The organism is Blautia luti, from assembly GCF_013304735.1.
Lineage (GTDB): Bacteria > Bacillota > Clostridia > Lachnospirales > Lachnospiraceae > Blautia_A.
Genome location: NZ_JAAITI010000002.1, coordinates 62,002 through 81,480, shown reverse-complemented (window position 1 = coordinate 81,480; position 19,479 = coordinate 62,002). Strand labels below are relative to the sequence as shown.

Genomic DNA, 19,479 nt, shown 5'->3' with positions numbered 1-19,479 from the left:
TATGAAGAAAACTTTATTTACATATATTACAGCTTTTTTATGTTCTGTTATAGGTGGAAGTTTTTTGCTGGCCGCTGCTTACGCGTTGCCGCAAAGATCCATAGACAAACATGTGGAAGAATCTGTGGCCGTTTTGACAGAAGAAGGGAATTATCCGGTGGAGACTCCTGGAATTTTGGGAACAATGAGGGATAATTATACCGATGCAATAATGTTGAATATGGCATCCTATGACAGTAAGTATCCGCTGCTTCAGAAGGCCTTCGGAAATTATAAAAAAAGAAATTCTGATAAATATGCTGTAACCTGGCTGGAACACAGGAACGATAAAGATGCTAAATCGGTATCTTATGCAAGGTACTGGCATGGATATCTTGTCCCACTTAAACTTCTTCTGGAAGTTTTTAATTATCAGCAAATAAGGAGTCTGATTATTTTTACGGATCTTTTGCTGATAGTCTGGATTTGTCTTCTTATGCAGAAAAAAGGCAGGAACAGATATATCTTTCCATTTCTGATCACGCTGATGTTTTTTCCTTTAAATATAGTGGGAAAATCTCTCCAGTTTTCCACAGTTTTTATTCCGGTACTGCTGGAAATTCTGGTCATGCTGAAATATGAAAAAAATTTTCATGCTCAATATGGACTGCTGTTTTTGTTTTCCGGGATCGTAACTGCATATCTGGATCTTTTAACATATCCGTTGGTAAGCGTAGGATTTTTGCTATGTTTTGCGATCATATCAGACGAAAATTCCAGATGTTTTGGGAAATGGAAGAATATGGTGGGCTATACGTTATCATGGGGAATCGGTTATGGAGGAATGTGGGCCTCGAAGTGGCTGATTTCAAGTCTGATCCTTCGTGAAAATGTACTTAAAAATGCAGTAGATACCGCTGCTTTTCGTGTATCTACCAGTAACGGTAATGATACATGGACACATATGGATGTCTGGAAAGTAAATATTTCCAATTCTCCCAAAATAATACTGGTTCTGGTATTGATTTTTGTAGTTTATCTGTTGATCCGGTGTGTTCAGAAAAAAACTGATAAAATAAATTTTATCAGTAACAGTGTCTTTATAATTATAGCATGTATGCCATTTGTGTGGTATTTTATAATGAGTAACCATTCATATATCCATTCCTTTTTTACACATCGGGAGCTGGCCGTCAGTTGTCTGGCGATTTTGTTTTATTTTACATCCTTTTGCGGAAAAAGAGCTCCTGAGAGATCCTGAATAAGAAAAAAGATGCTGTCTGGCAGGAATACCTCTGTCACACAGCATCTTTTTTTGTATAAGTGTTTAGTTCTGCATGGAAACAGATCTACTTAAAATCCCCGGAACGATTAATACTGCTGGCCGCCCTGGGAACCGCTGGACATCTGACGTTCCTGCGCTTCAATCATTTTTTTGACCATATATCCACCAACAGATCCATTCTGCTTGGAGGTCAGGTTTCCGTTGTATCCATCTGTAAGCGGAACGCCCAGCTCGTTTGCTACCTCGTATTTAAAACGGTCAAGTGCGCCTTTTGCTTCCGGTACAACTGCTTTGTTAGAAGAAGTATTACTTGGCATAATTCATTTCCTCCTTGGTTGTGTTTGGTTTGATGTTACAGTGCTAGTATATGAAATAACAAAAATAATACACTGGCAGTTAAAGGAAAAATAAAAATCGAATGTATGGTTGTTTTTGCTGAAACGGAAGGTTATAATACTTTTTACAGTGCATATAATATCTGTCAGAGGAAATAAAGGGGGACACTTTGAAAAAGAAACGATATCCCACATACAGGAAAAAGAGAAAAAGAAAAAGACAACCTGTAAAAAATATGATAACCGCAGTTGTACTTTGTATTACAATTGCTCTGTGTAATGGATGGGTTCCGCCACACACTCTGGAAGATGCAAAAAAACAGGGTGAACTGTTTGGCACTGTTTTTCTTACATATATAGAAGAAAACGCAAAAAATTTCTCAGAAAACATATCCGAAACGATTTCTGATACAGTCCGTGAAACACTGAACCAGAAAGGGAAACAGACAGAAGAACAGGAGAAGGGAATTTCTTCGGGAAATATTCCGGAATACAGCGGCAGTCCTTATATAGAAGTTAATGGAAATATTCCGGATTTTTCTACCGAAAAAAAGAACGGACCGGTTTATGAATTTTACAGTGAGCTGGATTCCCTTGGCCGATGTGGATATGCGGAGTCCAAAATCACTCCGGAACTGATGCCGACAGAAGAACGTGGTGCGATCGGAATGATTAAACCGACCGGATGGCATACCGTAAAATATGACAATATAGATGGAAAATATCTTTATAATCGCTGCCATCTTCTGGGGTATCAGCTTACTGGTGAAAATGCAAACAGGAAAAATCTGATTACCGGAACCCGATATCTCAATGTAACCGGAATGCTTCCTTTTGAAAATGAAGTGGCGGATTATGTACACAGTACTGGTAATCCATGTATGTACCGGGTTACTCCGGTTTTCAAAGGAGAGGAACTGGTGGCAAGAGGAGTGGAGATGGAAGCGGAATCTGTGAATGATTCAGAAGTAAAATTTCATGTTTTTGTATACAACGTACAGCCGGGAATTGAGATTGATTATCTCACTGGAAACAGCTGGCTGCAGTCCTGAATTTACAGAATCCTGTGGCTGGAAATAGAAAATATTAATTTTCCATGAATTTATATGAATTAAATTGCACTTTTTTGGGCGTTATGCTAGAATCATTTATAGAGTTATATGATTTTACCGATATGTGGGGGAGAAAAGGGATGTAACCCGAGGGCAGAATGGAGAGGTGAATTATGAATTTAGGAATTATTGCACATAACAGTAAGAAAGTTCTGATTGAAGACTTCTGTATTGCATATAAGAATATCCTTGCCAAACATGAAGTATATGCAACCGGAACAACAGGAAGAAGAATTGAGGAAGCAACCAGCCTTCACGTTCATAAGTTTCTTGCCGGAAGTATAGGCGGAGATAAACAGTTTATGGAAATGGTGGAAAGACAGGATCTGGATATGGTTATCCTGTTTTATAATCCAGTTATGATGGATCCGGCAGAGCCGGACATCATGAGTATTGTCAAACGCTGCGACCAGTATAATATTCCGGTTGCTACAAATATTGCCACTGCGGAGCTTTTAATCCTTGGACTGGCCCGTGGTGATCTGGATTGGAGATTAAATCTGAAATGAGAGTAATAGCAGGAAAAGCACGTAGATTAAATTTAAAAACAATTCCCGGAAATGATACAAGACCCACGACAGACCGTATTAAGGAAACTCTTTTTAACATTCTCCAGCCTGAAATACCGGGGTGCCGTTTTTTGGATCTGTTTTCCGGAAGTGGCGCGATTGGCATTGAGGCCTTAAGCCGCGGCGCTGATTATGCTGTGTTTGTGGAGAAAAATCCCAAAGCATGTGCATGTATCCTCGAAAATCTTTCATTTACAAAACTCTCTGAAGGTGGTAAACTGCTGAACATGGATGTACTGCAGGCTTTGCGTTCGCTGGAAGGCGGAGAACCGTTTGACTGTATTTTTATGGATGCTCCGTATGAACAGCATCTGGAACAGCCGGTTCTTGAATATCTGGCTGACAGTACTCTTGCAGATGAGAACACGCTGATTATTGTGGAGGAAGATCTTCACACAGATTTTTCCTATGTAGAAGAACTGGGGTATCATCTGGTTCGATCTAAGGAATATAAGACAAATAAGCATGTTTTCCTAAAAAAATGAAAGAGAGACAGACATATGATAACAGCAGTATACCCGGGAAGCTTTGACCCGGCAACCTATGGTCATCTTGATATTATCAAACGGGCAAGCGTTTCTTTTGACCGGGTTATAGTGGGAGTTTTGCATAATTCTGCAAAAAGTCCGTTGTTTTCTGTGGAAGAACGTGTTAAGATACTAGCAAAGGCGACAAAAGATATCCCGAATGTGGAGGTGAAAGCATTCGAAGGTCTGTCTGTGAACTTTGCCAGGGAGCATCATGCCCAGGTGATTGTTCGCGGTCTTCGTGCTGTCACGGATTTTGAATACGAGCTGCAGATGGCACAGACCAATCGGGTCCTTGCGCCGGATGTAGATACCGTTTTTCTCACGACCAGTCTGGAATATGCATACTTAAGCTCCACAATTATGAAAGAGGTTGCTAATTTCGGAGGAGATCTGAGCAAATTTGCTCCGCGTGAGATTACGGAAGCAGTTGAAGAAAAATTGAAAAAAAGAGAAACAGAGAAATAAGGAGAGTGTATTATGAGCAGCAGAATTGAACAGATTATTCAGGAGATTGAAGAGTATGTGGACAGCTGTAAATTCCAGCCTCTTTCCACTACCAAGATTGTAGTGAATAAAGAAGAGATTGAGGAGCTTTTACGTGAACTTCGTCTGAAAACTCCGGATGAGATCAAACGTTATCAGAAGATTATCAGTAATAAGGATGCAATCCTTGAGGATGCACAGTCCAAGGCTGACAGTCTGATTGCAGATGCTCAGACGAAAGCTCAGGAGCTGGTTACACAGCATGAGATCATGCAGAAAGCATATGCACAGGCGAATGAAACAATTAATGCTGCCAACAAACAGGCTCAGGAAATTCTTGATTCTGCCACACAGGATGCAAACAGCATTCGTCTCAGTGCAATCACATATACCGATGATATGATGGCGAATATTGGTTCTGTTCTGAATCAGACTCTTGAGGATGCAGGTGGTAAATATAAAGCATTTATCGATGCACTGCAGAGCTGCCTTGAGGTGGTTAACCATAATCGTCAGGAGCTTGCACCACAGACTGCACAGGCAGCAGCCATTTCCAATACTTTCCAGGATGATGAGAATGTATCCGCAGACAGTGATGATGATCTGTTAGATGATATTGGAGAGAACTAAGAACAGAAAAACAAGTGAGGCATTCAGACATTTGGCGAAGATGTACGGAAGAATTGACAGCTTTTCTTCCAGTACACTTTTTGTCTGAAACATGACACAGAAGCCACCAAATGCGGTGAGAGTCATGGAAGTTATGTATTTGATCTTCCATGAAAAGGCGGATTGTGCGATTTGATGCAGACCGGTGGTAAGTTCAATGGGGCTTGTAAGCAGGATTTTATTTTGGCTGCAGAATGGCCAGTAATGATAAAAACCGGTAAATAGCAGTGAAAATATCAGAATATAGCCTCCGAGCCGTGTGATGGTTTCAAACCCGCTCATGATCGAGACATCCAGGATGACTCCTGTGGAGTCCTGCTGGTATGTCTCTTTTTTTCTGTATTCTGGTTTGACAGAGCTAACTGTATTTCCGTGATATACCAGAAAACGAAAGAAAAGCATGCAGACGAAATCTGCAGACAGTAAGATCAGCAGAAGCGAGTGTGGAGGGATTTTGCCTTCCAGAATATTTTGGGAAAGGTAAGAAAATATAAAAGCCGGACTGGCATTGCAGGAAAAAGTAAGCAGATATTCACCCTCCCTTTGTGAAATCTGATGATTTATGTAAAGGTCATGGGCAAGTTTTGCCCCCATGGGATAGCCGCACAAGAAACCTAGGATCAGGACATATGCTCCAGCAGGAGAAATACCGAAAAAGTGTTTCCAGAAAGGGGCCAGTGGTTCAAGAAGCTGTGGAATGTTTCCGGTTTTTAGAAGAATTCCTGTAAGAATCAGGAAGGGCAGCAATGTAGGAATCATAACATTAAGCCATAAGGACATCCCATCTTTTGCACTTAAAAGTGCTTCCTCCGGGTGAACAAGCAGAAAAAGCAGCAGGCAGATACAGAAAAGAGTAATTATTCTTTGTTTCATAAAATCCCGGCCTTGCTTTTTTTACAGTATATGATTATTATAGAAATAAATGAATTTATGAAGTAAAAGGAGGCAGAAATATGCCAGTATTAGAAAATTGTGAACCGAAGAGAGTTTTTCACTATTTTGAGGAAATCTGTAAAATTCCTCACGGTTCCGGAAATACAAAACAGATCAGTGATTTTCTTGTAGAATTTGCCAAAGATCACGGATTTAAATATGTGCAGGACGAAATGAATAATGTCGTAATTTATAAACCGGGTACACCAGGATATGAAAATTCCCCGACGGTAATTATTCAGGGACACATGGACATGGTGTGCGAGAAACGTCCGAATGTAAAGCATGATTTTACAAAAGACGGATTAAATATTTCTGTAAAAGATGGTTATATAACTGCCAATGGAACAACACTTGGTGGTGATGACGGCATTGCTGTTGCATATGGTCTTGCACTTCTTGACAGCACAGATATTCCACATCCTCCGCTTGAAGTACTTCTTACTGTTGATGAGGAGATCGGACTTCTCGGTGCAGTAGGACTGGACTGCAGCGTACTGAAAGGAAGAAGATTTATCAATCTGGATTCTGAGGCAGAGGGAAGCCTCTGGATCAGCTGTGCAGGTGGTCTTTCCGGAATCAGCCATATTCCGGTTCAGCGTGTGGAAGGTGAAGGAGAGAAAGTTCAGGTTAAAATCTGTGGACTTATGGGCGGACATTCCGGAGCAGAGATTGATAAGAACAGAGCTAATGCCAATAAACTTATGGGCCGTTTCCTCTATGGCCTTAAGAAAAAAGCAGATTATGCTGTTATTTCCCTGGCAGGAGGCCAGAAAGATAACGCGATTACAAGAGAATGTACAGTTGAGTTTCTGACGGATGCAGTGGAAGACGTGAACACTTATGCAAAAGAGCTTCAGTCTCAGATTCGTGAGGAATATACAGGTTCTGATGAGAATATTACCATCGAAGTAAAAGCTGAAGGTACAGTTACATCTCAGGTTCTTCATCCGACAAGTCAGGAGAAAATCGTATTCTATCTTCAGAATGTACCATTTGGAATTCAGAAAATGAGCGGAACGATTGACGGGCTGGTAGAAACTTCCAGCAACATTGGAATCCTTCGCCTGGATGAGGACGAGCTTTTTGCAAGTTCCAGCGTAAGAAGCTCCGTTGATGCAGCGTGTGGAGCACTGTCTGATAAAATCGAATATCTCACAGAGTTTCTTGGTGGCGAGTATGAGGTACAGGGGGCATATCCTGCATGGGAATACAGAAAAGAATCTCCGTTAAGAGATAAAATGGTGGAAATTTTTGAAGAAATGTACGGCCATAAACCGGAAGTGGTAGCAATTCATGCCGGTCTTGAATGCGGTCTTTTCTACAAAAAGATGGAAGGCCTTGACTGTGTATCTCTGGGACCGGATATGAAAGATATTCATACATCGGAGGAAGTATTAAGTATTGCTTCTACAGAAAGAGTATGGAATTATCTTGTAAAAGTACTTGAGAATCTGAAAGACTGACAGTATTCATAGAAGATAGTCATTTTGCCCTGAAGTAAAAAGCTTCAGGGCATTTTTATGTTGTAAATTTTTTTGGGTAAAAAATTCATAAAATAGAAATTTTTACATATATATAGATTTGTGGATGCATCACACAAAAAAAGAAATTTTTCTATAATTTTTTGATAAAAAATTGATAAAGAATCCCTATTCTTTCAAAACATATGTTATAATAAAATATGTATGCCGCTGCCACCAAGACAAAAAAGAGGCTGACGGCAGATGATAAGGAGCGAGCAACATGGAAATACAGTTATGGCGAAGTATTTTGTGCCCTTACGAACTGGCTGTGAAGGAACTGACAGTTAAATTTGAACATATGATAGAAGAGTATCGTGAAAACGATCGTTATTCTCCCATTGAACAGGTAAGTGGAAGAGTAAAAAGCGTCTCCAGTATTCTGGAGAAATTACAGCGTAAACACATTCCTATTGAAAAGATGGAAACAGAAGTAGAAGATCTTGCAGGTGTTCGGATTATCTGCCAGTTTGAGGAGGATATTGATACGGTTGCGGCTATTATCCGCAGAAGAACCGATATGGAAGTAAAAAGTGAAAAAAATTATCTGACTCATATCAAACAGAGTGGATATCGAAGCTATCACATGATTCTTTACTACACAGTAGAAACAATCAATGGTCCGAAACGGCTTCAGGTAGAAGTTCAGATCCGTACTATGGCGATGAATTTCTGGGCAACGATAGAGCATTCTCTTCAATATAAATATAAAGGTGATATGCCACCTCATGTGGCAGAGCGTCTCAGTAAGGCGTCTGATGCGATTATCTCACTGGATCATGAAATGTCGTCTGTGCGTAATGAAATTATGGATGCACAGAACTCATCTCAGATGCAGTCCAATCTGGTAAAAGACATTCTCAGTAATATTGAAAATCTTTACCGGGTTTCCAGTGAACGCGAAGTCAGTAAGATTCAGGATGAATTCCTGCGGGTATTTAAAACCAAGGATCTGCGTCAGCTGGAGAGATTCCACAGGCAGCTGGATATCATTGCGGAAGGTTACCGTGCACAGGCCGTGCATCACAGCATATAGTGAAAGGCATGGGAGGGTCTGCTTTACAGATCTGAAAGAAGATCAATACACATACATACGAGGAATTATAAATGCAGGATTTTTTACCGGTTACAAGGGAAGATATGAAGTCAAGAGGCTGGGAAGAAGTGGATTTTGTCTATGTAACGGGTGATGCTTATGTAGATCATCCGTCATTTGGATCTGCCATTATCGGGCGCCTTCTGGAAAGCAGAGGCTATCGTGTTGGAATGATCCCCCAGCCAGACTGGCGAAAGAAAGAGAGTATCCAGGTGTTCGGGGAACCGCGCCTGGGTTTTCTTGTTACAGCCGGAAACATGGATTCCATGGTGAATCATTATACAGTTTCCAAAAAACACAGAAGTACAGATGCCTATTCGCCAGGGGGGAAGATGGGCCTGAGACCGGATCGGGCTTGCGTGGTATACAGCAACCTGATCCGACAGACATACAAACATACACCGATTATTCTCGGTGGAATTGAAGCCAGTCTTCGGAGAATGGCACATTATGATTACTGGGAAAACAAGGTCAAACACAGCATTTTGATTGATTCCGGTGCAGACCTGATTTCCTATGGAATGGGAGAACATTCGATTCTGGAGATTGCGGAAGCTCTGCAGAGCGGAATTCCAGTGCAGGAAATCACTTATGTGGCAGGTACTGTCTTTAAAAGCCATGATCTCGGCAGAGTTTATGATCCGATGGTACTTCCGGATTTTGAAACGGTGAAATCGGATAAAAAAGCATATGCGGACAGTTTTGCAATACAGTATCGGAATACAGATCCTTTTACCGCCAAACCACTGGCGGAGTCATATGGAAACCGGGGATATGTAATACAGAATCCTCCTGCACAGCCTCTGACTCAGACGGAAATGGACGATGTCTATGATCTGCCTTATACAGGACAGTACCATCCTATGTACCAGAAAGAGGGTGGGATTCCGGCACTGAAAGAGATTAAATTCAGCCTGACCAGTAACAGAGGATGTTTTGGAAGCTGCAATTTCTGTGCGCTGACTTTTCATCAGGGCCGGATTTTGCAGACAAGAAGTCATGAATCTATTGTGAGAGAAGCAGTAAGGATGACCGAAGATCCGGAATTTAAAGGATACATTCATGATGTCGGCGGTCCTACCGCAGATTTTCGGCATCCTTCCTGCAAAAAGCAGCTGACGAAAGGTGTCTGCAAGGAACGGCAGTGTCTGTTTCCTTCACCCTGCAAAAATCTGACCGTAGATCATAAAGATTATCTCCAGCTTCTCAGAAAAGTCAGAAATATTCCGAAAGTCAAGAAAGTTTTTGTACGTTCCGGGATCCGTTTTGACTATCTGATGGCTGATCCGGACAGAACTTTTCTCAATGAACTTGTAAAGTATCATGTCAGCGGTCAGCTACGTGTGGCACCGGAGCATGTTTCGGATGAAGTGCTGAAATATATGGGGAAGCCAAAACATGCCGTTTATGAGAGCTTTTTAAAGGCATATGAGAATGCCAATGCCCATACGGGCAAACAGCAATACGCAGTTCCTTACTTTATGTCTTCCCATCCGGGCTGTACCATGAAAGAAGCGGTGAAACTCGCGGAATATGTCCGGGATCTTGGATTTACACCGGAACAGGTGCAGGATTTTTATCCGACTCCATCTACACTTTCCACCTGTATGTATTATACAGGAATTCATCCACTTACAGGAGAGAAGGTTTATGTACCGAAAAATCCTCATGAGAAGGCAATCCAGCGTGCGCTGATGCAATATAAAAATCCGGAAAACCGTGAACTGATTCTGGAAGGTCTTAAAATGACCGGCCGCATGGATCTGGTAGGATTTGGACCGAAATGCCTGATTCGCCCAAGAGAGTTTCGTGGAAAGAGTACAGGAGGCAAAAACAGCGGCACCAGAAATACAAATACCGATCGAAGATATTCTGCTGCTTCTTCGAAAAAGACACAAAAAACACAGACAAGGAGTGGGGCACATGAAAGATACCAGAAAAAGAAAAACAAAAAAAGGTGATTTTGGTTACTTCAGCAGTGAGAAAAAACGCCGGTTTCTGATTACAGTCGGGTTATTTTCTCTTCCTCTTCTTATTTTTTTCGTGGCATGGTATGCCAACGGGACAAGAATGACAGTATGGACTGTTCTGACTGTTGTAGGTTGTCTTCCAGGATGTAAATCCATGGTAAGTCTGATTATGATTCTGATGCGGCATCCTATGGACGAAAAACTTTACAAAGAAATACGGAAACATGCAGGCGACCTTGTTATGGCCTACGAAATGTATATGACCTTTTACGAAAAAAGCGGCTATCTGGATGCAGTTGCTGTATGTGGAAATACCGTTGTGGGATACACCAGCGATCCTAAGGCCGATACAGCGTATCTGGCAGAACAGTCTCAGAAAATTATCCGAAAAAACGGATATAAAGCAGATGTGAAGATTCTTAAAGATCTGAAGCCATATCTGGAACGTCTGGATTCTATGAATGAACATAAAGAATCTTTAAGAAGTGGGATCAAATTCACACCGGATGAACGATATCCGGATCTTTCCAGGGAAGAACTGATCAAGCATACAATCCTGGCAATCTGTCTGTAGGAGCATTTATAATGAAGGAATTTATCATTAATGAAAATGAAGCAGGACAGCGTTTTGACAAATATCTGGCCAAGCTTCTCAGGGAAGCCCCGAAAAGTTTTTTTTACAAAATGATGCGTAAGAAAAATATCACGCTCAATGGAAAAAAAGCAACTGGAAATGAAAAACTTCTTTCCGGGGATCATGTGAAATTGTTTTTAAGTGACGAAACATTCGAAAAATTCAGTGGAAGTATTGCTGCTCCACGTGCACATCATGTTCTGGATATTATTTATGAAGATGAAAATATTCTTCTGATTAACAAGCCTGCCGGAATGCTTTCGCAGCCAGCAGATGATGGCACCCCATCTCTGGTGGAATATCTTACAGGCTATCTTCTGGAAAATGGCAGCCTTACGGAAGAAGATTTGAGAACATTTCGTCCGTCCGTTTGTAATCGCCTTGACCGGAATACCAGTGGTCTGATTGCAGCGGGGAAAAGCCTTGTGGGATTGCAGACGCTTTCCGAAATGTTTAAGTTAAGGGAACTTCACAAATATTATCTCTGTCTTGTGGAAGGCATCCTGGACGAAGAGAAATATATCAAAGGCTATCTTGCGAAAGACAAAAAAAGTAATAAAGTAACCATATATAAACAGGAGAAAGAAAATGCTCTGCCCATAGAAACCAGATATTTTCCTCTTGAAAATAATGGAAAACGGACACTTCTTAAAGTTGAGCTGATTACAGGACGTGCACATCAGATTCGTGCACATCTGGCTTCGGAAGGACATTCTGTGGTGGGCGATCCCAAATATGGAAAGACAGAAAAAAAGTTAAGTGGTCAGTTGCTGCACTCTTTACAAATGGAATTTCCCGAGCTTACAGGAGTTCTTTCTTATCTTTCCGGAAAGATATTTACAGCACCGGTTCCGGAAATCTTTCTCACGAAATTAAAAGAGGAGCAGTTGGAGGAAAGTTATTATGAAAATCTGGAATGAAATATGGGATTATGTAAAAATGATCATCATTGTGGTAGTGGTGGTTCTTGTTATCAATAATGTGGTACTTATCAATGCCAAAATACCATCAGAATCGATGGAAAATACCATCATGACAGGTGACCGTATTTTTGGTTTCCGTCTGGCATATGGCTTTAATATGAATGTATTTGGAAATGAAATATCCAAAAAATGGAAAGATCCGGAACGCTTTGACATCGTGATTTTTAAATATCCGGATGACGAATCTCAGCTGTTTATCAAACGTATTATCGGACTTCCTGGAGATAAAGTTGAAATCAAAGATGGTAAAGTTTATCTCAATGATTCTGAAACACCACTGGATGATTCGTTTGTACCGGAGACACCGCTGGGAAGTTTCGGACCATATGAAGTACCGGAGAACTGTTATTTTATGATGGGTGATAACCGTAATAATTCCAAGGATTCCAGATACTGGCAGAATACATATGTGCGTTTTGATCAGATTGTGGGAAAAGCCGAAATCCGTTATTTCCCATCCATCAAACTTCTGAATTAAGGAAGGGTGTTATGGCAACATGGAACAGCAGAGGGTTAAGAGGTTCCACACTTGAGGAACTGATTAACCGTACCAATGAACAGTACAGGGAAAAGGGACTGGCCCTGATCCAGAAAATTCCGACGCCGATCACCCCGGTGAAAATGGATAAAGATAGCCGTCATATTACGCTGGCATATTTTGAACAGAAAAGTACAGTAGATTATATCGGAGCAGTACAGGGAATTCCTGTCTGCTTCGATGCAAAAGAATGCTGTGTAAAGACCTTTCCCCTTGCAAACATTCATCCTCATCAGGTAGCTTTTATGGAGGAGTTTGAGAAGCAGAAGGGGATTTCTTTTTTTCTGATCTATTTCAGCGCAGATAATGTTTTTTATTATCTTACTTTACGCAAACTGAAAGAATTCTGGAAACGGATGGAAGAGGGCGGACGGAAAAGTTTCCGCCGGGAAGAACTGGACGAGGAATTTTATCTTCCGGCAAAAAGCGGATTTCTGGTTCCTTATCTGGAGGGGATCCAGAAAGATCTGCAATTACGGGATTGACTTTTGGAAAAGTTTCCTATATAATCAAATTTAAGTTTTTCTGTGGTAGCATGGTAGCGAGCTAAAGCGAAACGCAGAAAATTCAAAAAGTGTTACGGAGGAAATGAACATGCAGCGTATTTTTCATACACCTGAAGGTGTGCGGGACATTTATGGAGAGGAATGCAGCCGCAAAAAACGGCTCCAGAGGGAGCTCCACCAGGTGTTTTCGAGATATGGATATGAAGATATAGAAACACCGGGATTTGAATACTTTGAAGTGTTTAGTAATGAAGTGGGAACGATCCCATCCAAAGATCTTTATAAATTTTTTGACAGAGAGGGAAATACCCTTGTTCTAAGGCCTGACTTTACACCATCGGTTTCCAGAGCGTGTGCCACATATTTTGATCCGGAAAAGGGACCGGTAAGACTTTGTTATACAGGAAATACATTTATCAACAATTCCAGTTACAGAGGACAGATGAAAGAAAATACCCAGATGGGTGTGGAGCATATGGGAGATGATTCCGCAGCAGCAGATGCGGAGATCCTTGCCATGACAGTAGAGTGCCTGAAAGCAGCAGGACTTACAGAATTCCAGGTCAGTGTAGGTCAGGTGGATTATTATAAATCCCTGCTTGCAGAAGCGGATCTGGAGCCGGAGATGGAGGAACATCTTCGCGAACTGATCTCCCAGAAGAATTATTTTGGTGTGGAAGAACTTCTGAAAGGACAGAATTTAAGCGAGAGCCTTTCCGAAGCTTTTGCGGAACTGCCGCAGATGTTCGGTTCCGTGGAAGTTCTGGAAAAAGCGAAAAAACTTACCTCCAATCCGGAAGCGCTTTCCGCAGTAAAACGTCTGGAGGAGATCTATGAGATTCTGAAAATATACGGCTGTGAGAAATACATTGCGTTCGACTTTGGAATGCTCAGTAAATTCCGTTATTATACAGGAATCATTTTCCAGGCTTATACATATGGAACCGGCGAACCTCTGATCAAAGGTGGACGTTATAATGAGCTGATGAAACATTTCGGAAAACCGGCTTCTTCTATTGGATTTGCCATTGTGGTCGATAATCTGATGCTTGCTCTTTCCAGGCAGAAACTGACTGTTCCATCCGGTGATAAGACCGTTGTGATCACTTATGAAGCTGGAGAGCTGAAAAAAGCGATCCAGGAAGCAATTACACTTCGAGGAGAAGGTAAAAAAGTGGCATTATGCCCGAAAAAGGAGGAGCAGGAATAATGAGATATCTTACATTTGCCCTCACAAAAGGGCGTCTGGCCAACAAAACACTGGATATGTTTGAAAAAATCGGTATCACATGTGAGGAGATGCGTGATAAGGATTCCCGCAAACTGATCTTTACCAATGAGGAACTGAAACTGAAGTTTTTCCTTGCAAAAGGCCCGGATGTGCCGACTTATGTAGAGTATGGTGCCGCAGATATTGGTATCGTAGGTAAAGATACCATTCTGGAAGAGGGAAGAAAACTTTACGAAGTTATGGATCTGGGATTCGGAGCATGCCGCATGTGCGTATGTGGCCCGGAAAGCGCCAGAGAAGTCTTGAATAACAATCAGCTGATCCGTGTTGCTACCAAATACCCGAACATAGCAAAGGATTACTTCTATAATAAAAAACACCAGACTGTGGAGATCATCAAACTGAATGGTTCCATTGAGCTTGCACCGATCGTAGGTCTTTCCGAAGTCATCGTGGATATCGTGGAAACAGGAAGTACCCTTCGCGAGAATGGTTTGAAGGTGTTGGAGGAAGTCTGCCCGCTGTCTGCCCGTATGGTAGTCAACCAGGTCAGCATGAAAATGGAAGATGAAAGGATCCGTAAACTGATCACAGAACTTCGAAACGTTGTCAAATAAGCTGTGAAGCTGTTTATTTGCTTATGAACATGTAGTGGAACGGATTGTGAATAAATACAGAAAGAAGGCAGAAGTTATTATGCGTAAGGTAAAACTCACCAAGGAATCTACAAAAGATATTCTGGAAACTCTCTTAAAAAGAAGTCCTAATAATTATGGCAAATATGAGGATGCTGTAGCAGATATCCTCGCAAAAGTAAAGGCAGAGGGAGATGAAGCTCTGTTTGCTTTTACCAGAGAATTTGATAAAGTTGAAGTGACAAAGGAGACGATCCGTGTTACTCCGGAGGAGATCGAGGAAGCTTATAAACTGGTAGATCCGTCTCTGATTGATGTGATCAAAAAAGCGCTGGTAAATATCCGCAGCTATCATGAAAAGCAGCTTCAGAACAGCTGGTTCACAAGTACGACAGACGGTACTATGCTTGGCCAGAAAGTAACCGCACTGAACCGTGTAGGTGTTTATGTTCCAGGCGGAAAAGCTGTATATCCATCTTCTGTACTGATGAATATCGTTCCTGCCAAAGTAGCAGGTGTGGACCGTATTGTAATGACAACTCCTCCGGGAAAAGACGGAAAGGTGAATCCAAGCACACTGGTTGCTGCCAATGAGGCCGGCGCAGATGAAATTTATAAAGTGGGCGGAGCTCAGGCTATCGGAGCTCTTGCATACGGAACTGAGAGTATCCCGAAAGTTGATAAGATCGTAGGACCTGGAAATATTTTTGTTGCTCTTGCAAAAAAAGCAGTTTATGGTTATGTCAGCATTGACTCCATTGCCGGACCAAGCGAGATCCTTGTTCTTGCAGATGAGACTGCAAATCCACGTTATATCGCGGCAGATCTTCTTTCTCAGGCAGAGCATGATGAGATGGCGTCCGCGATCCTGATCACAACAAATGAAGAATTTGCAGATAAGGTTGACGCAGAGGTAAAAGGTTTTGTTGAAAAACTTTCCAGAAAAGCTATCATTGAGAAATCTCTGGAGAATTTTGGATATATCCTGATCGCAGAAGATATGGACGAGGCCATTGAGGCAGCCAATGAAATTGCCTCCGAGCATATGGAGATCGTCACAAAGAATCCGTTTGAAGATATGATGAAAGTACGAAATGCAGGTGCGATCTTTATCGGAGAGCACAGCTCTGAGCCTCTTGGAGATTATTTTGCAGGACCGAACCATGTACTTCCTACCAATGGGACCGCGAAATTTTTCTCCGCACTTTCTGTAGATGATTTTATTAAGAAATCCAGCATTGTGTATTATTCCAGAGAAGCACTCCGGAAGATCCACAAGGACATTATCCAGTTTGCCACATCGGAACAGCTGACTGCACACGCAAACTCCATTGCAGTCCGTTTTGAGGAAGAGGATAAGGAGAACGAATAATGGCAAGAGAAGCACTGATCGAAAGAAACACAAAAGAAACACAGATCCGTCTGCAGCTGAATATTGACGGAACAGGAAGTTCCGATATTGATACAGGTATTGGCTTTTTTGATCATATGCTGGACGGTTTTACGCGTCATGGACTGTATGATCTTACTTTGAGAGTACACGGTGACCTGAATGTGGATGATCATCATACTATTGAAGATACAGGTATTGTCCTTGGAAATGCGATCCGTGAGGCAGTTGGGGACAAAAAAGGAATCAAACGTTATGGCAGCTGTATTCTTCCCATGGATGAAGTTCTGGTGCTCTGTGCAGTGGATCTTTCCGGAAGACCTTATCTTGGATGGGATGCGGAGTTTTCCACGGAGAAAATAGGAGATATGGCAACCGAGATGGTGAAGGAATTCTTTTATGCAGTGTCTTATTCCGCAGCAATGAATCTTCACATCAAAGTTCTTTCCGGCGGAAACAGCCATCATGTGGCAGAGGCTATGTTTAAGAGTTTTGCCAAAGCCCTTGATGCGGCAACACAGTACGATTCCCGGATCACAGACGTGCTTTCTACCAAGGGAAGCCTCTGATACATAAAGGAGACTACTTATGAACAAACAGTTGATCCCATGCCTTTATCTTCAGGCAGAAAAGGCAGTAACAGGATTTGGACAGAGAAATCTTTTCGGAGATGGAAATGTAGAGACACTTGCAAAATTTTACGGCGACAATGGAGCAGATGAGCTTCTGGTGTTTGACTTTTCTTCCGCAGATGCTGAGCATGACCGTGCGATCGGAAAGATCCGGGATATCTGCCAGGCATCCGAGATCCCGGTGATCGCAGCAGGAAACATCAAACGTATGGAAGACGTAAAAAAACTGATCTATGCAGGCTGTGCCAAGGTTGTATTAAATTTTTCAAAGAAAAGTAATATTGAGCTTCTTGAGGAAGTATCCAGACGTTTTGGAAAAGAACGTATGATGATCAGTATTTCTGATCTGAAGGAATTTACAGAAAATCAGGAGCTGATCGAAACTTATGCAGACAGTGTTCTGGCTCTGGATACAGTGGAAAATGAAATCGCACAGATTTCGCAGATTTCCATTGTTCTCCACACGGACGAAAGCAGTCAGGAAAAAGTTCTGGAGCTTTTAGGGGAAACCGCCGTGTCCGGACTTTGCGGTGCTTATGTGAGCAGCCTTGAAAATGATTTGCATACATTAAAAGAGACCTGCGAAAAAGCCGGAATTCCGGTGAATACCTATAAAAGCAATATTGCATGGTCCGATTTTAAATTAAACAGTGATGGAATGGTTCCAGTTATTGTCCAGGATTACCGGACAGATGAAGTGCTGATGCTGGCCTATATGAATGAACTGGCTTTTGATACCACACTGAAATTGGGAAAAATGACATACTGGAGCCGCAGTCGGAATGAACTCTGGACCAAAGGCCTGACATCCGGCCATGTACAGTATGTAAAATCCCTTACCATTGACTGTGACAATGATACAATTCTTGCCAAGGTGGATCAGGTGGGGGCTGCCTGCCATACAGGAAACCGTACCTGTTTCTTTAAACCACTGATGAAGAAAGAGTACGATGATACCAATCCACTCCACGTATTCCAGAATGTGTACGATGTGATCACAGACCGGAAAGGGAATCCGAAGGAAGGTTCCTATACCAATTATCTTTTTGATAAGGGAATTGACAAGATCCTGAAAAAAGTCGGTGAAGAATGTACAGAGATCGTCATTGCCGCCAAAAATCCGGATAAAGAAGAGATCAAGTATGAGATCTCAGATTTTCTCTATCACATGATGGTACTGATGGTGGAAAAAGGTGTCAGCTGGGAAGAGATCACCAGAGAACTGGCAAAAAGATAGAATTAAAAAAAGATATATACAATTTTGGTTAGGCATGGTATACTTATCGGAACAAAGTGCGGAAATATAAGAAAAAGGGAAAGGGAAACAGCCAATGATCAAAATTGATGACTGGGTGATCGAAAAAGGAGAAAAAGCACAAGGTAAGATTGAGATCACAGGATGCGGCATGGCGATGCCGGCGACTGTGATCTGCGGGGTGGAAGACGGACCGACGATCCTGATCACAGCAGGAGTACACAGCGCCGAGTATGTAGGAATACAGGCGGCGATGGAACTTGCGAAAGAATTTCAGCCGGAGGAACTGAAGGGAAATGTGATCATCATTCCGCTGGTCAATGTCAGCGGATTTGAACATCGTACCATGAGTATGGTCTATGAAGATGGTAAGAATCTGAACCGTGTTTTCCCGGGAGATCCTGAGGGGACAGCTGCAGATCGCATTGCCTATACCATGGTGACGAAGCTTTTTTCCATAACGGATTATTATATTGATCTGCACAGCGGAGACGGATATGAGCAGCTTCATCCATATGTTTATTATGTAGGGGTTGTAGATGAAGAGACGGCGGAGAAGTCCTTACATATGGCAAGACATATCGGTGTCAAATATGTGGTCCGCTCTACAACTGCTACAGGTGGTGCCTATAATTATGCCTCTTCTCTTGGAATTCCAAGTATTCTCATCGAGAGGGGCGGACACAGTTACTGGACCTGGGAGGAAGTGGAACAGGACAAAAGAGACGTCCGTCATCTTGTGTTTCATCTTCAGGGGAAGAAATGTCACGTACTGAAACATTACCGTCAGATGCTTCTGGAAAATGTGGTATATGAATATGCACCATATACCGGATGCTGGTATCCATCCAAAAAGCCTGGAGAGTACTTCTTTAAAGGAGAAGACCTGGGTGAACTGAGAGATTACTACGGAAACCTGCTTTATACATCCATTGCAACAGAAAATGGAGTTGTACTTTATCAGACAGCCAGCCTGAATATTATTGAGGACGGACCGATGATCGCCTATGCAGCGATCACAGAGACGCTGACCTGATATTTGCAGAGCTTTTCCACCAAAAATTGTTTTATTCAATTCCTATAGAAACGATAAGAAAACCGGATTTTACCGTTTGCTGTTCTATTTGCAAAAACAAACGTGTAAAATCCGTATTTTTTTGACAGATCGGATAAATTCAGTTGTTAAATACC

20 protein-coding genes and 1 pseudogene are annotated in these 19,479 nt (G+C 41.9%); 19 read left to right on the top strand and 2 right to left on the bottom strand.

The window, feature by feature from the left end; all coding sequences use genetic code 11:
• Window position 1: 1 nt before the first annotated feature.
• Window positions 2-1,240, top strand: a complete 1,239-nt coding sequence (locus G5B06_RS01680; protein ID WP_173761692.1) for a hypothetical protein — start codon at window positions 2-4, stop codon at window positions 1,238-1,240.
• A gap of 110 nt (window positions 1,241-1,350) precedes the next feature.
• Here G5B06_RS01680 and G5B06_RS01675 read toward each other — a convergent pair whose 3' ends face one another.
• On the bottom strand, window positions 1,351-1,581 hold the full coding sequence (locus G5B06_RS01675; RefSeq protein ID WP_021651493.1) for an alpha/beta-type small acid-soluble spore protein: 231 nt from the start codon (window positions 1,579-1,581) through the stop codon (window positions 1,351-1,353).
• A gap of 419 nt (window positions 1,582-2,000) precedes the next feature.
• Here G5B06_RS01675 and G5B06_RS19565 point away from each other — a divergent pair.
• The 5 genes and pseudogenes from G5B06_RS19565 to G5B06_RS01650 all read left to right on the top strand — a co-directional run.
• Window positions 2,001-2,636, top strand: a pseudogene (locus tag G5B06_RS19565) (DNA/RNA non-specific endonuclease); the annotation flags it as partial.
• 188 nt (window positions 2,637-2,824) lie between these two features.
• A complete protein-coding gene (locus tag G5B06_RS01665; protein ID WP_021976563.1) occupies window positions 2,825-3,220 on the top strand; it encodes a methylglyoxal synthase in 396 nt (131 codons plus the stop codon).
• Window positions 3,217-3,765: a 16S rRNA (guanine(966)-N(2))-methyltransferase RsmD gene (gene rsmD, locus G5B06_RS01660; protein ID WP_173771179.1), complete on the top strand. Its 549-nt coding sequence runs from the start codon at window positions 3,217-3,219 to the stop codon at window positions 3,763-3,765. Before G5B06_RS01665 ends, rsmD begins: the two co-directional genes overlap by 4 nt.
• Window positions 3,766-3,780: 15 nt before the next feature.
• Entirely contained in the window at window positions 3,781-4,275 is a 495-nt protein-coding gene (coaD, locus tag G5B06_RS01655; protein WP_148447883.1) for a pantetheine-phosphate adenylyltransferase, read from the top strand.
• A gap of 12 nt (window positions 4,276-4,287) precedes the next feature.
• Entirely contained in the window at window positions 4,288-4,923 is a 636-nt protein-coding gene (locus G5B06_RS01650; protein ID WP_173761690.1) for an ATPase, read from the top strand.
• Here the strand turns inward: G5B06_RS01650 and G5B06_RS01645 are convergent.
• Window positions 4,900-5,835 carry a hypothetical protein gene (locus tag G5B06_RS01645; RefSeq protein ID WP_173761689.1) on the bottom strand — a complete coding sequence of 312 codons (936 nt, stop codon included), beginning with the start codon at window positions 5,833-5,835 and terminating at the stop codon, window positions 4,900-4,902. The two genes, G5B06_RS01650 and G5B06_RS01645, sit on opposite strands and share 24 nt — an antisense overlap.
• An 80-nt stretch (window positions 5,836-5,915) precedes the next feature.
• Between G5B06_RS01645 and G5B06_RS01640 the strand changes: the two genes are divergently transcribed.
• From G5B06_RS01640 to G5B06_RS01585, 13 genes are all read left to right on the top strand, one after another.
• Complete coding sequence (locus G5B06_RS01640) at window positions 5,916-7,361, top strand: aminoacyl-histidine dipeptidase (RefSeq protein WP_173771177.1); 1,446 nt, start codon at window positions 5,916-5,918, stop codon at window positions 7,359-7,361.
• 280 nt (window positions 7,362-7,641) lie between these two features.
• Window positions 7,642-8,454, top strand: a complete 813-nt coding sequence (locus tag G5B06_RS01635) for a GTP pyrophosphokinase (RefSeq protein ID WP_173761687.1) — start codon at window positions 7,642-7,644, stop codon at window positions 8,452-8,454.
• A 71-nt stretch (window positions 8,455-8,525) separates the two neighbouring features.
• Window positions 8,526-10,475 carry a YgiQ family radical SAM protein gene (locus G5B06_RS01630; RefSeq protein ID WP_243278992.1) on the top strand — a complete coding sequence of 650 codons (1,950 nt, stop codon included), beginning with the start codon at window positions 8,526-8,528 and terminating at the stop codon, window positions 10,473-10,475.
• Window positions 10,438-11,058, top strand: coding sequence for a hypothetical protein (locus G5B06_RS18875; protein ID WP_244092632.1), 621 nt, complete (start codon window positions 10,438-10,440; stop codon window positions 11,056-11,058). The genes G5B06_RS01630 and G5B06_RS18875 overlap by 38 nt, the downstream gene beginning before the upstream one ends.
• Before the next feature lie 11 nt (window positions 11,059-11,069).
• Complete coding sequence (locus G5B06_RS01625) at window positions 11,070-12,038, top strand: RluA family pseudouridine synthase (protein ID WP_173771174.1); 969 nt, start codon at window positions 11,070-11,072, stop codon at window positions 12,036-12,038.
• Window positions 12,022-12,579 carry a signal peptidase I gene (gene lepB, locus G5B06_RS01620; RefSeq protein WP_148447872.1) on the top strand — a complete coding sequence of 186 codons (558 nt, stop codon included), beginning with the start codon at window positions 12,022-12,024 and terminating at the stop codon, window positions 12,577-12,579. Before G5B06_RS01625 ends, lepB begins: the two co-directional genes overlap by 17 nt.
• 11 nt (window positions 12,580-12,590) lie before the next feature.
• Window positions 12,591-13,124 (top strand): Holliday junction resolvase RecU, encoded by a 534-nt coding sequence (locus tag G5B06_RS01615; RefSeq protein WP_148447870.1) that lies wholly within the window; start codon window positions 12,591-12,593, stop codon window positions 13,122-13,124.
• A gap of 109 nt (window positions 13,125-13,233) precedes the next feature.
• A complete protein-coding gene (gene hisZ, locus G5B06_RS01610; protein ID WP_021976575.1) occupies window positions 13,234-14,355 on the top strand; it encodes an ATP phosphoribosyltransferase regulatory subunit in 1,122 nt (373 codons plus the stop codon).
• Window positions 14,355-14,993 carry an ATP phosphoribosyltransferase gene (gene hisG / locus G5B06_RS01605; protein ID WP_148447866.1) on the top strand — a complete coding sequence of 213 codons (639 nt, stop codon included), beginning with the start codon at window positions 14,355-14,357 and terminating at the stop codon, window positions 14,991-14,993. The genes hisZ and hisG overlap by 1 nt, the downstream gene beginning before the upstream one ends.
• 79 nt (window positions 14,994-15,072) lie before the next feature.
• Window positions 15,073-16,383, top strand: a complete 1,311-nt coding sequence (gene hisD, locus G5B06_RS01600) for a histidinol dehydrogenase (RefSeq protein WP_021976577.1) — start codon at window positions 15,073-15,075, stop codon at window positions 16,381-16,383.
• The gene (gene hisB / locus G5B06_RS01595) at window positions 16,383-16,970 is read left to right on the top strand and encodes an imidazoleglycerol-phosphate dehydratase HisB (RefSeq protein ID WP_021976578.1); all 588 of its coding nucleotides are present in this window, start codon (window positions 16,383-16,385) and stop codon (window positions 16,968-16,970) included. The genes hisD and hisB overlap by 1 nt, the downstream gene beginning before the upstream one ends.
• 19 nt (window positions 16,971-16,989) lie before the next feature.
• Complete coding sequence (gene hisIE, locus G5B06_RS01590) at window positions 16,990-18,270, top strand: bifunctional phosphoribosyl-AMP cyclohydrolase/phosphoribosyl-ATP diphosphatase HisIE (RefSeq protein ID WP_173761681.1); 1,281 nt, start codon at window positions 16,990-16,992, stop codon at window positions 18,268-18,270.
• 94 nt (window positions 18,271-18,364) lie between these two features.
• Complete coding sequence (locus tag G5B06_RS01585; RefSeq protein ID WP_173761680.1) at window positions 18,365-19,324, top strand: M14 family metallopeptidase; 960 nt, start codon at window positions 18,365-18,367, stop codon at window positions 19,322-19,324.
• Window positions 19,325-19,479: the final 155 nt, after the last annotated feature.

Bases quoted from the DNA above. Each gene is read 5' to 3' on its own strand.
- hisG (WP_148447866.1), top strand. From the start codon at position 14,355: ATGAGATATCTTACATTTGCCCTCACAAAAGGGCGTCTGGCCAACAAA.
- G5B06_RS18875 (WP_244092632.1), top strand. From the start codon at position 10,438: ATGAAAGATACCAGAAAAAGAAAAACAAAAAAAGGTGATTTTGGTTAC.
- hisD (WP_021976577.1), top strand. From the start codon at position 15,073: ATGCGTAAGGTAAAACTCACCAAGGAATCTACAAAAGATATTCTGGAA.
- hisZ (WP_021976575.1), top strand. From the start codon at position 13,234: ATGCAGCGTATTTTTCATACACCTGAAGGTGTGCGGGACATTTATGGA.
- G5B06_RS01635 (WP_173761687.1), top strand. From the start codon at position 7,642: ATGGAAATACAGTTATGGCGAAGTATTTTGTGCCCTTACGAACTGGCT.
- G5B06_RS01640 (WP_173771177.1), top strand. From the start codon at position 5,916: ATGCCAGTATTAGAAAATTGTGAACCGAAGAGAGTTTTTCACTATTTT.
- G5B06_RS01665 (WP_021976563.1), top strand. From the start codon at position 2,825: ATGAATTTAGGAATTATTGCACATAACAGTAAGAAAGTTCTGATTGAA.
- G5B06_RS01680 (WP_173761692.1), top strand. From the start codon at position 2: ATGAAGAAAACTTTATTTACATATATTACAGCTTTTTTATGTTCTGTT.
- rsmD (WP_173771179.1), top strand. From the start codon at position 3,217: ATGAGAGTAATAGCAGGAAAAGCACGTAGATTAAATTTAAAAACAATT.
- hisIE (WP_173761681.1), top strand. From the start codon at position 16,990: ATGAACAAACAGTTGATCCCATGCCTTTATCTTCAGGCAGAAAAGGCA.
- hisB (WP_021976578.1), top strand. From the start codon at position 16,383: ATGGCAAGAGAAGCACTGATCGAAAGAAACACAAAAGAAACACAGATC.
- G5B06_RS01650 (WP_173761690.1), top strand. From the start codon at position 4,288: ATGAGCAGCAGAATTGAACAGATTATTCAGGAGATTGAAGAGTATGTG.
- G5B06_RS01625 (WP_173771174.1), top strand. From the start codon at position 11,070: ATGAAGGAATTTATCATTAATGAAAATGAAGCAGGACAGCGTTTTGAC.
- coaD (WP_148447883.1), top strand. From the start codon at position 3,781: ATGATAACAGCAGTATACCCGGGAAGCTTTGACCCGGCAACCTATGGT.
- G5B06_RS01645 (WP_173761689.1), bottom strand. From the start codon at position 5,835: ATGAAACAAAGAATAATTACTCTTTTCTGTATCTGCCTGCTGCTTTTT.
- G5B06_RS01630 (WP_243278992.1), top strand. From the start codon at position 8,526: ATGCAGGATTTTTTACCGGTTACAAGGGAAGATATGAAGTCAAGAGGC.
- lepB (WP_148447872.1), top strand. From the start codon at position 12,022: ATGAAAATCTGGAATGAAATATGGGATTATGTAAAAATGATCATCATT.
- G5B06_RS01585 (WP_173761680.1), top strand. From the start codon at position 18,365: ATGATCAAAATTGATGACTGGGTGATCGAAAAAGGAGAAAAAGCACAA.
- G5B06_RS01675 (WP_021651493.1), bottom strand. From the start codon at position 1,581: ATGCCAAGTAATACTTCTTCTAACAAAGCAGTTGTACCGGAAGCAAAA.
- G5B06_RS01615 (WP_148447870.1), top strand. From the start codon at position 12,591: ATGGCAACATGGAACAGCAGAGGGTTAAGAGGTTCCACACTTGAGGAA.